The sequence below is a fragment of the Aquimarina algicola genome (assembly GCF_006443095.1).
GTDB classification, from domain to species: domain Bacteria; phylum Bacteroidota; class Bacteroidia; order Flavobacteriales; family Flavobacteriaceae; genus Aquimarina; species Aquimarina algicola.
This window is the reverse complement of sequence record NZ_VFWZ01000009.1, coordinates 394767-408787: the sequence shown is the minus strand read 5'-3', so window position 1 is coordinate 408787 and position 14021 is coordinate 394767. Positions and strand designations below refer to the sequence as shown.

The window sequence follows — 14021 nt, the reverse complement described above, 5'->3', positions numbered from 1 at the left end:
CTAAAAAAACCTAATAAAAAACCAAACCTTGTAGCAAGCATAAAACGACTACAAGGCTTGAAAGAAAAACAAAATGGTATTTATGATAAACAATTCTTATTAATTACATAAAGTAGCTGGGGTTAGATTCACATTATTATTGGTAACCAAATCACATATTTCTTGAGGGAGACTGATAAGATTGTTATTACTTAAAAACAAATTTTTTAAACTACTTAAATTTCCGATCTCTGAAGGAATACTGCTAAGGTTATTATTAGATATAACTAAACTTTCTAAATTACTTAAATTACCAATTTCTGTAGGAATACTAGTAAGGTCGTTATCAATTAAATTTAAAAATCTTAAATCATTCAAATTACCAATTTCTACAGGTATATTAATAAGAGTATTGTTTCTTAAATTGAAGAAATCCAATTTACTTAAATTTCCTATTTCTGTGGGAATTTCAGTAAGATCATTTGAACTTAGATCCAAAGACAATAAATTACTTAAATTCCCTATTTCAATAGGAACACTGGTAATGTTATTATTAACTAAGTCTAATCTTTCTAAACTAATTAAATTTCCTATTTCATTAGGAATATTGGTAAGATCATTTGAACCTAAGTCCAAAAACAACAAATTGATTAAATTCCCTATTTCTGTGGGAATTTCATTAAGATCATTATTACCTAAAGCTAATCGTTCTAATTTTCTTAAATTACCAATTTCAGCAGGAATACTTGTAAATCTATTTGTTATAAATGCACCTAGAGCAAAATTTCTTAAGTTCAAAATTTTTAAATCATTCAATGCTCCTATTTCTTTAGACACGACACTAATCCTTACAGAAGATGCTCTTAACTCTGTAACCGTTCCATTTTCATGAACAACTCCTTCCCAATTATCCATATTCGGGGCATTCAAATCCCACCCTAGAGTATTATCAGGATTGTCGTTATAGAATTTTTCTAAAATCTGGCGATCAGTTAATTCTAAATCTTGTAAAGATACAGTGATCCTGTAGTCTTGTGTACTCTCGTCTTCTGCGGTAATGGTATAGGTTACAGGTACGGCATAACTTTGTGGCCCTTCTATAGCCGGAGTCAACGCAGCTTTTTCTGAAAGCTCAATAGCAGGGGTTAACTCCCTGAGGCTCGTTCCAAAAGGTACGGCTAAGGTTACCGTAAAAGCTTCCTGATCGATAGTAGCGATTACATCTTCTTCTAGTGCTGCATTATCAGCAGCTCTAAATACAAAAGCTGTGATCTGCTTGGCATCACTCAGTTCTTCTTCGGGTGGCGTAGGTTCTTCGGGGTTAGGGTTTTCTCCATTAGGTGGAGTGGTATCATCATCACTACTACAACTTGTAGCTAAGGATAATACTACTGCCGGGATACAGAGCCATACTAAGATTGTAGAAATCCATTGGGACTTTTTCATAAGGGTAATTTTTTATCGTTAGACTATTATTATAAAGTGCTGTTTGTATTTGCAGCCCTCAAAATTGTTGATTTTAGATGGATTGGTATGGGATCAACTTCCCAAGAGTATGGTTTTATTGCCCAAAGTGCAGTTTGAACTTCCCTAGTCATTATTTGTAGTAAGTAAAATCGCTTCGTCATTCTGAACTTGATTCAGAATCTCATATACAAAGTTAGATTATAGATGGTTGAGTTTAGAGTTTACATTGTTGAAGTACAAGGTTAGAAGTACAGAGTAATGGGTACAAAGTACTGAGTAAGAAGTTTTCTCATGTGCATCCCTTACATTCTCAAAAACTCACATAACTCTAAACTCATAACTCATAACTCAAAAACTCAAAGCAAAGCGACCTCACAAACTCCCTTTACATTCTACATTTGAACTTTTACATTTTACATTGTTGAAGTACAAGGTTAGAAGTACAGAGTAATGGGTACAAAGTACTGAGTAAGAAGTTTTCTCATGTGCATCCCTTACATTCTCAAATACTCACATAACTCTAAACTCATAACTCATAACTCATAACTCATAACTAAAAAACTTATCTACTAAAAAACCCTCAAGTATTTACACTCAAGGGCTAGTCCCAATTTAAAAAAATATAATACAATGATGATTATAAGGTAGTTTCTATTTCTTCTTCGTTTTCTGGGGTGTTTGCACCTATACGGTCTTTTGCTACTTGATTATATTGGTCTATGGCAGCATTGATATCTTTTACCAAATTATCAAAAGAGGTACTATCATCAAGCTCTACAATGGCTTACAGACGAACAATATATTTTCGATATGATAATATAGTTTCTTGTACTAATTCTAGCATTTCTCCTTCTTCTTGCTGGCCTTTTTCTTGTGTACGGATTACATAAGCTTCTGCAAAAGCATCGTTTGTTGTTTGTAGTGCATCAATATAATCTCGTACCACTTTTAGTAGATCAACATCGGCAACCAATGTAGCGTTGTTCAGGATCGTATCAATCAAGTTTTTGGTTACTCGTGTTTGTAATTGATAGTTCAGCCTATAGATTCTTTTTCCTGCACTATCATACACCTCCAATAATCGTTCTGCCGCTTTTTGACATTCGGGATTAGGGTGTTTGGTAAGCCCTACTAATAAAAATCGAAGCCCAATCGTAAGCTCATCTCTTTTTTCATCTATCTCTTTGATATCTTTTGTATGTACCAGTTTGCGGCTAGAATTAAATATTTCTGCCAGTGCATCATTTTTGGTTTTTAATTCCTGATACTGTTTGGTTAATTTTTTAGGAATCCCTCCTCTTTTTTCGGTGAGTGTCAATACATCATCAAAAAACTGAATGATCTCTCCATTCCGATAAAAACTTGTGGTAGCTGTATTAATATAATTCATAAGTTGATTTTTAAAAAATTTTCGACGAAAGTATAAAAAGTTTCGATATAAAAGTTAAAAAAATGCAAAAATATCATATTATCACCTTCATAAAAATCATAACTACCTCATAATTAAATCACTCCTATGACATGAGTTTTTACTAGGCATTTTATATGTTCCTGTCAGTGACGAGAAACTTAGTTAAGTATAGAAAACGTTCATGTCATCGACTAGAGATCACTTTGATCGATAAACGGTTTCATGCCGTTGACATGAGCATTTTTTATGCTCAAAATTGGTTACTGTCAGTGACATGAAGCTATTTTTTAACAAAAAAACCTTCTCGTCACTGACATGAAGGTTTCCTGAACTCAGAATATCTTCCCGTCATTGACAGGAAAATTTATTGTATTCAATATCAGTTATTTACAAAAAATCTTGTTTTAACAATATTTTAATAAATGTGTTTTATGATTCCCCTATAATGTTTTATTTTTAGTTTTTTATATTGAATCATTATTCTAACAGATGTCTATATTAGTTTAGAAATCATAAAAACAACACACATGAATCTGGAAATCATCAAAAGTAATTTAACCCAAAATGGTATTTTTTTTACCAATGACGAAATTCTAAAACAGCCTACTGTAATTGGATATGAGAAAAAATTCAAGTGGAGCTGGATGGCTACACAACTTAATACATTTATTGTAGCCACAGACTTTGAAGATGATCCTATTACTGTAAACGAAATTGATTTTCATCTCACTCATGCTTTTAAGTATGCAGAAAAAAATTATAAAGGTTGGCCCAGAGGGATACAATCGGGATTAGGAGTGATTTCTATTTTGTTGTCTACTCAAATCGATGCGCAGGCAAAAGAGTATTGTATCAAGTTAAAATCAGGTAAAAAATGGGCAGGGTTTACGATCCCCGTGTGTATCAATACGAGTACCAACGAAGTATTCGCTTTTGATAAAAATCCGATATGGGGTAGGATTTATTATCCACACTTCAAAAAACTGATCAAAACCACTATCCAACAGTAGTTAATTTTTTCATAAAACATAATCATAATGTCTGATGTGTCATTTTCATAATTAAATTCGTAGGTTATAATATAACACTCTTAAAACCTGATATATGGATCGTTTTGAATCTGAAAAAATCTCAAAAAAAATTGAAGAACTCCTTAAACGGGCAATAGACGAGGTACTCTGTATGAAGAACCCCTATGATATCAAAAAAACCATTGTACAGACCGTACAGCAAAAATTGAATACGATCAAGGATAGTTTTACCTTTAGATCTTATGTATCTGATAAGACAGAGATCAAAAAGATATCCTACACCCTATCAAATTGTGATGATGGTATGATAACGGGCAAGGTCATCGTAAAACATGCCCCAAAACCCGACAAAGCAAAATATGGTGGCCCCGGATATCCCGGTAAAGAAGACGGGCAACTTTGCAAATATCCCGAGCTTAATGGCGAAATCTACAAATGGAGCAGTTTTAGCAAAAAATGGGTCAAACTATATGATACGATTAGTAGGGGCGATAGCATAGACCCCAATAGTATATCCTACAAAATGGCGCATAATGCAGTGTTTGGTCCAATATGGGGGCAAAACCCAAACGGAAATGACTTTCGCAGTGGTAGACACGCCAATGGCGGGGATATTTTGGGATCTATAGACCCGCGACAATATCTCGGCACTTTTACCAAAGTATCGGGAAATGCCCTAGAAGCTATCTTCAAATTTACCCTAAACGTAAAGTCTGTAATAGAGCAATACGTGAGCATTAAAGAAGCATTGGGGTATAAAAATGATAATAGTATTGACAAAGAGGATATAGAAACCAAAGAAATACAAAAAAGCAAAAATAAGAATGATACTGTAAGCTATGATCTAGAGATCAAAAAAACCGATCCTCATAGAGACAACCTATGGATCAATTCTGCCATTAGTACTGTAAAAGGGTTGAACAATGCCAAAAAAGATTCTACCTATCATGTACAACGCAGCACCAACCATATGACCATTACCGTAGAGATAAAACAAAAATATGGGTATTAAACTTATTTTATTTTTTGGAGCAATTATATTATTCTCGTCTTGTAATCAAGAGCTAACTAAAATTGAAAAGATCTATGATAATGGAGAAAAATATGTATATCATATCGATAAAGATTCCCTAAAACAGGGAACAGTATTAAAATACTATGCAAATGGCAATATTAATTACAAAGCTATTTACAGTAATGATAAAAAAGTCGATTCTACCATTTTTTTTTATGAATCCAAAGCAAATCAAATTGAAATAATTGCATATCATAAACCTAATAATTACTACTACCATAAAGATTTCAAACCAAATGGTATTATGTATCAAGAAGGACTTAAAACTAATACCCACGAAAAAACAGGAAAATGGAAATATTATGACACCCTCAATGGGGAATTAGATTATATCAAAGAGTTTAAAATCATCAAAGGAAAACGATACCTTAACCAAGGGTGGCATTTTGCAGTTACAGGCGATACCATTAATGATGGTAGTAATATGAGATACAAACCTACCAAGGCAAATATCAAACTGGGGGATTCTATACGCTTGTGGTTTCAGGCAGGAGTGCCTTTTATCTCCGAAACCGATTCTGATTATAAGGTAACCATACCCAAAGATTTTGAAAAAGAAAATTTTGATCGCGAGTTTACCAATACAGACTCTTATGATCCCGAAAAAGGAATCCCATTTGCGATCAAAAAAAGTTTGAAACATGATGACACCTATCCTATTGATAAGGCAAAGATAGATACTACCCTGCATCGGGAGACCGTACTGTTTTATATCAAACCTACCAAAGTGGGTAAAGATACCATACGAGGTTGGTTTACAGAATATATCGATAGATCGAATGTGACCTTCAAAGATACCTCAATGTATTATGTAAACAGAAATATATATTTTGATATCCCTATAGAAGTCTCTGCTAAACCCATGAAAAGACAGAAAAAGCAATAACACCAAAATATGGGATTAAACGTATTTTATATTTAGGAGTAATTATATTATTCTCGTCCTGTAATCAAGAGCTGACTAAAATAGATAAAACATATAGAATGAATGAATGAAAATCCAATAGCCATAATACTACTTCTAATATATTTTTCACCTGTTTTTTATCAATTGGGTATAGTTATAATGGAGAACAAAAAAGGAAACAAAATTCCATTCAAAAAATTCAAAAAATTTCTCAAGTACAATGTTGTTATTTTAATACCTATTATAGTAGGGTTTGGAATTTTAAGTCATACAAATTTTTTGAATTATGAGAAGCCTTTAACATTTGATAAATACGATCAAATAACTTTTGAGAATTTTAGAGGGTTAGAATTTTTTAAAAGATCTCTTTATGATAGTGAAAGATTTGCTTATGTCGTTACTTCTATAGATAGTAACATTGACAAAAATTCTGTAACAGTTCAATCTCTATTTTATCCATCTCGTTCATTTGTTTATAAAAAAAATACGAATAATAGAGAATTACTAACTCATGAGAAATACCATATAAAAATAACTGAACTCTTCGCTCGTAAAGCCAAAGAAAAGATATCAAAACTCGATAGGTTTGAAAAAGATAAAATAGAAGGAATAATTCAACAAACTAAAAAAGAAGAACGAAAATTTCAAAGCGAATACGACTACAATACTTTCCATAGTTATGTTTTGAGCGAACAAAAAAGATATGAGAAAGAAATTGACAGTTTACTAAATTTGTTAATAGATTATAAAGAACCAAAAATTGAATTTTATGACAAAAATTAGACTTATCATCTTTGCTTTAACGAGTATCGTATTAACAAACTGCAAATCAGAAAAACGCGAATTCCCTCTTGACAAAAGGTATTGGGATTTAAATGATTATAACAAAGTGGTTTTGGAATTAAATTATGGTTACAAAGTGGATGAAAAACTTCCAACTTTTGATGACCCAACAACAAGAATCATTGTTGAAAAGCTTACGGATCAACAAAACTTTAATGTGATACTTGATGATAATGAGTTAGGAATTAAACACAAAAATAACATTGCTGAAAAATTCTTCAATAAATGGAAAGATATGAATAATATCTATGATGCTCTAGACAGAAAAGATCAATATCTGTATGATAAAGAAATGCTTGCCGTTTGGCATTTTGGATTAGAACTTCAACTAAAATATTTCAAATTAGGAAATGACCAAATAAAAGAAAATGCAGATGATCCTAATTCACCAATCGTTAAAAACAATATTAATTCGAATGTAAGAACTCTAATCAAAAATTATTTGATCTATCTGGATGAAATAAATAACGAAAAAGCATTCACAGAACAAGGAAAGATAGAGCTCGCAAATGGTATTGATAAATATTTCTCTGCACTAATTGAAGTTTATCCACAAGCTGATTATAGTAAAATGAAAAACAAAGCTGAATTAATGATGAAAAAAAGTAAATCAGACAATGTGAGATCCTCTTTGAACAGATTAATTGAATTAATTAATTTCAAAAAAGAAACTGAAAAAAATAACTGATTACAACAGTTCGTATATTATATATACCACCTTCAACGGGCGAATACACGATACAAGAGATGATAAGGCCAGAATCGACCCTACAAAAATACCTCTATGTACTTTGTAAACAGGAACATCTATTTTGACATCCCAATAGAAGTCTCTGCCAAACCCATGAAAAGACATAAATAATAATAAAGTGAAAACCGGATAAATATCATGATCACATATTTTAGACGATATCCTATCCTATCTTCCGGATTGGCAACCATACTTGCAGTTATAGTATGCATAGCCCTTTATTTTGCTTATTTAATCATAAAAGTTCCTGTAAAACGTTTTTTTACCACATTACATCATGTGTATTGGGATGAAAGATCAATAGAAATAGATGATTTTAAAGGATTTCCTGATTATGCTTCAAACGCAAATTACAATTATTTTGTAGGGGTTTATGTAGATGATCATGAGCATCTTGAAAGGGTATATGCCAAAGCATTTTTTGATCAAAAAGAAGCTTGGATTAAAGACAAGAAGAAATTTAATAAAAGATTTTATCTGAGGGTTATACAATTAAAATTTAATATCATGGAGTTATATGCTCGTGAATTAAATCAAAATATGTATATCATGAAATGTAACCATACGATCTCACTAGATGCTATTGCAAAAATTATGAAATATCATGAAGAACAGTTCAAAAATATAGATATGCAGATAGATCAAGATTTAAAAGGTTTTAATACTTCAAAACTTGACCAATGGGAAAAACAAATACAGCAAGAACTTGTTGATAATCCACCAATAGATCACAAAATATGTATGAATCATCAGTAATACCAAACAAAACATTAATTTGAGACAAGAAACAATATCTTCAAGCACATCCATTTTATCAGAAATAAAACCCGTAGGAGTTCAACTGATTCTTGACCCCAATACGACCTCAACAATCGAACTTATGCGGTTGGTATTATTTGATCTGGTATACAGACAGGTTTTAGTTTTAAAAAAAGAACTAAAAAAATCTCACCCTAGAGATCCATATCTAAGAGAATACATCATTATTGAAACCGGTAAAAATTTTGCAAAATATACACCTCATAATTTTGAAAAATACTTTATTGCCAATATTGATGAAGACACCTATTTTATTGCAAAAGCATACTTACGAAAAGTATCTAAAATCATTAATGAAAAGAGCCAATATAAACAGCAAATCATTCGTGATTTAAAAATGAGAGCTTTCTTTAAAAACAATATGCTTTTATATATGTTATCAATAACCAAAACAAACCGTAAAGGCAAAGAGTTGAAGGTAACTATTACAGAATACCTTAATAAAATGGATAAAATGCTTCAGGAAGCATTACAAAATCAACCGGATAAAGCCGTTGAAATCATTAAAGATTTAAAAAGTAATATTTTTTTATTGAAAAATTTAAATTTTGAGCTTTTTGAAAAACTATCCGTACATATAAAAACGCCCCATGCAGCGTTTGACCCGGATTGGTATTGGGTAGATTACATTGCTTCAATCGACGCTAATACTGCCGAAATCATTTTTGAAACATCAGAAATATTCAACGAATTAGAAATATATTATACCAGTCCAGAGAGTAACGGGGATTCTGATTATGACACCGGTTCTTATTTTGATTTTTAATTAATATGCAAAAACGAATCATCATCTTATCTGATTTATGGGGAAAACCAAAATCCCAATGGATAGAATGTTATAAACACACATTAAAAACCAGATACGAGGTGTGTTTTTACGATTGCTGTAAATTAGCAGGCTTATCGCTGGATGCTTATACAGAACAACACATACATCATCAGTTTGTAAATGGTGGCATTGATCGAGCTGTACAAAAATTACTAAAACTTGAGAAAAAGAAGGTGATCATCCTTGGGTTTAGTGTCGGAGGGACAATTGGATGGAGATTTGCGCTTTTACAACAAAATGTTTCTTCATTATATGCAGTTTCATCAACACGATTACGATATGAAACTACCAAACCTGAGAATAAAATACAATTATATTATGGAGGTCAAGACAATTTTGCACCGCATCAAAAATGGTTTGATCAAATGGGTATCGATTGCTTAATAGAAAAAAATAAAGGTCATGATCTCTATAAAGACAAAGATTTTGCAAAGACCATTTGCGATACTATTAAAACCTATCACTGATTTCTGTAGAACGATATTACATCTACAGCTATTGATCTCTATTTTTTCTTATTAATACTTTTCCAATCAAAAAGTAGTTTTTTTGTGCAATGCTCAAGCTTTTCGATTTGTTTTTCTGTTAAGCGATCAGCATTATAAAATTTACTTTGAAAATTCAACCATCTTTTTTGTAACCCTGTTATACTGCCTCGCTCTTCAAGAGATTGTTGTATCGCTTCGGCCTTTTGAGAAAAATCTACTCCATTATTTCCGGCACGCCATCCATATTCAAGGTACTTATTTAGTTTTTCTAAGAGTGGTAAATATTCATGGGTATCTTCTTCCGGACTTAAATTTCTGAATGTTTGAGCTTTGTGATTAAGCCATACAACCTGTGCAGAACTCAATTTTTTATCCCTACTTAAAGAATAATTTATACCTTTTACAAACTTGAGAAAAGCAGCGTAATTAGAGGTTTGTCTCCAATCCCTTCCTAAATAGGGGATCAATTTATCTAAAGCACTAATATCTTGTTCCGAAAACGAATCCGGATCATCTTGATACTTTTTTCTATTTCGTATTAACCATTCGTATTGGTCATCTTCTACTCTTTCTTTTGATATCAGAGATTCACGAATTTCCAGACTCCACTCTATAATAGGTTTTCTATTTCCTCTTTGTCCTTTCCAATCAAACCCAATCTTTGGATTTAATTTTTCCATTTTTTGAAATTGATTTTCAGGATAATCGCTATAAATGTAATTTCTACCCCAATATTTCTTTCGTTCTTCAAGAATCCATAGCCATGAAGCTGGAGAAAGTTCATCCTTTCTTCTGATATCTCTTAAAACTTTTTGATAGTGTTTTTCAAAATCTACTTGAGGAGAGATTAGCTTTGTACTCAAATTCATCGTTTAAAAAGTATTTACAAGGGTATTCAAAGCTATAAACATTTTGACAAGTAATATACTTTATTTTTCTTAAATTTTTCTTTTAAAATTTCTAAATTTTTTAAGGATAAATACTATCCTTTTTAGCTTTTTTTAGCCATACCTCTAGTTGTTGATTAGGCACTTCTTTTTCAAAACCTTGTATATATTGCTCTTGTACAGGGATTCCCGTAGCTTTTTCTATTCTATTTTTAAGGCTTTGTGCTTTGAGACTATCTTCTAAATGAAAATAACGCACTGTATTATCAGTCCTTTCAGGCTGTAGATCGTATCCAAATGCTTTATACTCGTTTTGATGAAGTGTATCAAGAAGATATATATTTTCTAGGTATTCTTTGGTTTCTTTATCTCCTACCTGCATATAGACAACTTGTCCAACATTCGCTCCCATTACTTTTGTTTTGAGAGAATTATGTAATGTTTGCTCTATTTGAAGTCCTTGTTGTACTTTTTCTCTTAGAGCAATATCATTAGATTTATTAATTTCTTTTACAATACTATCTAATACAGTTTGTTTCAACCGTAATCTTTGATCTATAAAGCTCAGTGAATCTTGATTTTTAGAGATTAATATATTGAGATCAACTAATTCTTGTTTTTTTTCTTGAACATCTTGACTCAAACTATTAAGTAAATACAATACATAGCCAAAACCTATTAGTATAAAAATAACCCCTGTCGAAATAATAGTTTCTGTTTTGTTCTTTACATTATTTCTTTTCATCCTCTTCTACTTTTTGATCACTTACAAACGAAATAGCTTGATTCCACATTTTTAAAAGTCTACCAATAGATAGAGTAATTGCTCCTGCAGGAACAAAAAGCCCTATTACCCATTCAATTTTATCGGGAGCTTTCAAAATAATATAAACAGGAAGACATAATAACATCATTACAGAGAGACACGAAATCACGATATATAAAATCCGTTCTAATCTAAATGCTTCAAGCAAAGTTTTGACTGCTTTGACTCTTACTTCAATTTCTTCCATGCCTTTGTATTTATAATAATATATAGCGTTAGGAGATTCTTAATTTTGTCAGCTAAGCTACAAACAATTGATTTAATTCTGAATACGGCAAAACCTCATATAATCAACTTTTAATCCATATGTATTTATATAAAAAAGACCTGTTATCGCTAGATATATAACAGATCTTTTTGAGATATACTATTTCCTTTTTATATCACATATATAAATTATAATTTATTCAATTATAATTGTTTTTGAAGTATGATATTCATCATTAGAAACATTAATAAAATAAACTCCTGATCTTAAATTATCCAAAGAGATTTTATCATTGGTTACTTTTCCTGACTTTACAGTTACTCCAACCATATTTGTAATTTTAAATTGTGAATTGAGTGTATTCTCTCCATTAATTTGAATGTATTCTGATGCAGGATTAGGGTGAATTGTTATTAAAAATTCTTCTTCTTGCTTTTGTAAAGTTGCTAAATTTGTTTTCAAGCTTTGAGAAGTAGATGTGTTGAGGATTATTGTATAATCTTCAACCTCACCATAACCAAAAGTCTCGCATGGTGTTGAGGCACTATCCCATTTCATCGCAATACGCATTCTGGTCTCGCCACTACTTACTGAAGATGGTATATTAAAGTCATATGATAGTTGTGAATCACTGGAAGAAGATTCATCTACCATTAATTCTGAAGTTTCAAAAACACCATTTTTATTAAAATCGATCCAAACTCTCCAATATTCTGCATAAGGAGTTCCTGTAAAACCTGCACTTAATACTATCGTATTTCTTCCATATGATAATTGAGCTGTTTGTGAAGTAAAATCACCATATCCATTATTTGCTACAGTAGTATTAGATATTCCACCAATCTCTACATGATCTATGTATTCGTATGTAGTTGTATTTCCTTTTGAAGTACAATAAGACGTTTGATTATTTTGACTACTTTTTGTGTGCTTTCCCAAGCCACTAAAAGTATCTTGAGAGTATGAATCCCAGTTTGATATTGTAAAAGATGTAGAAGGTGTTGATATATCTGCTTTTCTTCTCAATGTCATATTCTGTGCAAAATTAGTAGATCCTCCATCAAATATTCCTATAATATCAATCAGTACATCATTTTTGAACAATCCAACAGGATCATTACCATTAAAAGTAACTGCCGAAGATGACGTTACAAGGTCTGCTTCATTTTTAATCCCACTAGTTGCAGAAGCGTTTGCTATTACAAATACATCTCCACTAGCTAACGTTCCAGAAAGATTTAGAGTAGAAGACCATGAACCAGCTCCATTAATCTGTTTTTTAATACTATACTCTGATAGATTCACTGATGTTCCTGTAAAATTCGCTATTTCAATGGCTTTATTATTTGAAGATCCTTCAATGTATTCTGAAAAGAATAGTTCTCCTGATCCTCCTGTTGGTGGACCACTAAGAGTTGTTACATCAATTGTAGCACTTGCATTAGATATATTACCTGCTGCATCTTTTGCTCTTACAAAAAAAGAATATGATGTATTAGCTACAAGAGCTGTAACTGTATAACTTGCAGTATTAGAAGAGCTAACAAGAATTCCGTTACGATAGATGTCATATCCTGTAACACCTACATTATCGGTAGAGGCATTCCAGGATAGCGATATGCTATTTGTATTAATATTAGACGCTACTAATGCAGTAGGAGTACTTGGTGCTTGAGTATCACTACCATTAGAATTGCCAAATCTATCTTCTGCTTGTGGTCCTCCCCATATTTTCGTAGCAAATGCGGGATTATCAATAAAAGGATTTCTATTACCCTGTAAATTTTCTAAAATTGGGTTTCGTTGTAATTCAAATTGAGAAACGGGGTCTTCTACATTCCATTGCAGAAATAAGTCTATCATATTATTATCGCCTGAAACCGAAGCGCCAACTCCTACATTTTTAGGTAGACAACGGTTTCCATAACGTAGATACATATACATCATCATACGAGCAACATCACCTTTCCACTCGTCACCGGGATACCAATGCCCCTGAGAGGTAGCTCCGGAGTTTCCGCTACCATCACCAAATTTTCTATTGCCTCGAGATGAGTTACGCTGTGTATCTGCAGGTCTTAAATGATGTGCATCCGCACCAGGCCCACTAGTTCCCAAATTAGGATTACCTAATGATTTTGGATATACATGTTCTCGATTCCAGCTATTTGATCCACCTCCATTATCATTAATCCCTCTCGTTCTATCATTAGTGCTATCACCATCTAAATCATTATATCCATAAACTAATAATACTTTTGAAGCATTTGTAAGATCTATATCTGTTTGTTTTAATGCATCCCAAACACCAGGAGTGTATGATAAAAAGTTTGTATGTGTATTCGTTATTTTTTCACTTAATACATTTTTTAACTGCGTTCCTGATACATTAAGATTAATATCGTTATAATAAGAAGGTATCTGACTATATATAAGAGTCGGTATGATCAATAGTAAGCCTAGTAATTTTTTCATTGTGTTTAAGTTAGTTTACTGAAAA

14 protein-coding genes are annotated in these 14021 nt (G+C 31.8%); 8 read left to right on the top strand and 6 right to left on the bottom strand.

All coding sequences use genetic code 11. The features are described from left to right. Positions 1–99 precede the first annotated feature (99 nt). A complete protein-coding gene (locus FHK87_RS23525; RefSeq protein WP_140597325.1) occupies positions 100–1425 on the bottom strand; it encodes a leucine-rich repeat domain-containing protein in 1326 nt (441 codons plus the stop codon). Between the two features lie 805 nt (positions 1426–2230). Further along, on the bottom strand, positions 2231–2836 hold the full coding sequence (locus FHK87_RS23515; RefSeq protein WP_140597323.1) for a DUF6261 family protein: 606 nt from the start codon (positions 2834–2836) through the stop codon (positions 2231–2233). 548 nt (positions 2837–3384) lie between these two features. Between FHK87_RS23515 and FHK87_RS23510 the strand changes: the two genes are divergently transcribed. The 8 genes from FHK87_RS23510 (at position 3385) to FHK87_RS23475 (ending at position 9579) form a co-directional block, all read left to right on the top strand. Continuing rightward, positions 3385–3867 (top strand): hypothetical protein, encoded by a 483-nt coding sequence (locus tag FHK87_RS23510; protein ID WP_140597322.1) that lies wholly within the window; start codon positions 3385–3387, stop codon positions 3865–3867. A 94-nt stretch (positions 3868–3961) separates the two neighbouring features. Continuing rightward, positions 3962–4900: a hypothetical protein gene (locus tag FHK87_RS23505; protein ID WP_140597321.1), complete on the top strand. Its 939-nt coding sequence runs from the start codon at positions 3962–3964 to the stop codon at positions 4898–4900. Beyond that, the gene (locus FHK87_RS23500) at positions 4890–5849 is read left to right on the top strand and encodes a toxin-antitoxin system YwqK family antitoxin (protein WP_140597320.1); all 960 of its coding nucleotides are present in this window, start codon (positions 4890–4892) and stop codon (positions 5847–5849) included. The genes FHK87_RS23505 and FHK87_RS23500 overlap by 11 nt, the downstream gene beginning before the upstream one ends. A gap of 102 nt (positions 5850–5951) precedes the next feature. Further along, positions 5952–6653 carry a hypothetical protein gene (locus tag FHK87_RS23495; RefSeq protein ID WP_140597319.1) on the top strand — a complete coding sequence of 234 codons (702 nt, stop codon included), beginning with the start codon at positions 5952–5954 and terminating at the stop codon, positions 6651–6653. Next, entirely contained in the window at positions 6640–7401 is a 762-nt protein-coding gene (locus tag FHK87_RS23490; protein WP_140597318.1) for a hypothetical protein, read from the top strand. The genes FHK87_RS23495 and FHK87_RS23490 overlap by 14 nt, the downstream gene beginning before the upstream one ends. A 201-nt stretch (positions 7402–7602) precedes the next feature. Continuing rightward, positions 7603–8220, top strand: coding sequence for a hypothetical protein (locus FHK87_RS23485; protein WP_140597317.1), 618 nt, complete (start codon positions 7603–7605; stop codon positions 8218–8220). A 19-nt stretch (positions 8221–8239) separates the two neighbouring features. Further along, positions 8240–9049: a hypothetical protein gene (locus FHK87_RS23480; protein WP_140597316.1), complete on the top strand. Its 810-nt coding sequence runs from the start codon at positions 8240–8242 to the stop codon at positions 9047–9049. 5 nt (positions 9050–9054) lie between these two features. Next, complete coding sequence (locus FHK87_RS23475; RefSeq protein WP_140597315.1) at positions 9055–9579, top strand: alpha/beta hydrolase; 525 nt, start codon at positions 9055–9057, stop codon at positions 9577–9579. Between the two features lie 38 nt (positions 9580–9617). Here the strand turns inward: FHK87_RS23475 and FHK87_RS23470 are convergent, their stop codons facing one another. The 4 genes from FHK87_RS23470 to FHK87_RS23455 form a co-directional block, all read right to left on the bottom strand. Further along, the gene (locus tag FHK87_RS23470; RefSeq protein WP_140597314.1) at positions 9618–10463 is read right to left on the bottom strand and encodes a hypothetical protein; all 846 of its coding nucleotides are present in this window, start codon (positions 10461–10463) and stop codon (positions 9618–9620) included. 106 nt (positions 10464–10569) lie between these two features. Beyond that, positions 10570–11232, bottom strand: coding sequence for a hypothetical protein (locus tag FHK87_RS23465; RefSeq protein WP_140597313.1), 663 nt, complete (start codon positions 11230–11232; stop codon positions 10570–10572). Beyond that, positions 11219–11500 (bottom strand): hypothetical protein, encoded by a 282-nt coding sequence (locus FHK87_RS23460; protein WP_140597312.1) that lies wholly within the window; start codon positions 11498–11500, stop codon positions 11219–11221. Before FHK87_RS23460 ends, FHK87_RS23465 begins: the two co-directional genes overlap by 14 nt. Before the next feature lie 216 nt (positions 11501–11716). Next, positions 11717–13996 carry an endonuclease gene (locus tag FHK87_RS23455; protein WP_140597311.1) on the bottom strand — a complete coding sequence of 760 codons (2280 nt, stop codon included), beginning with the start codon at positions 13994–13996 and terminating at the stop codon, positions 11717–11719. Positions 13997–14021 lie beyond the last annotated feature (25 nt).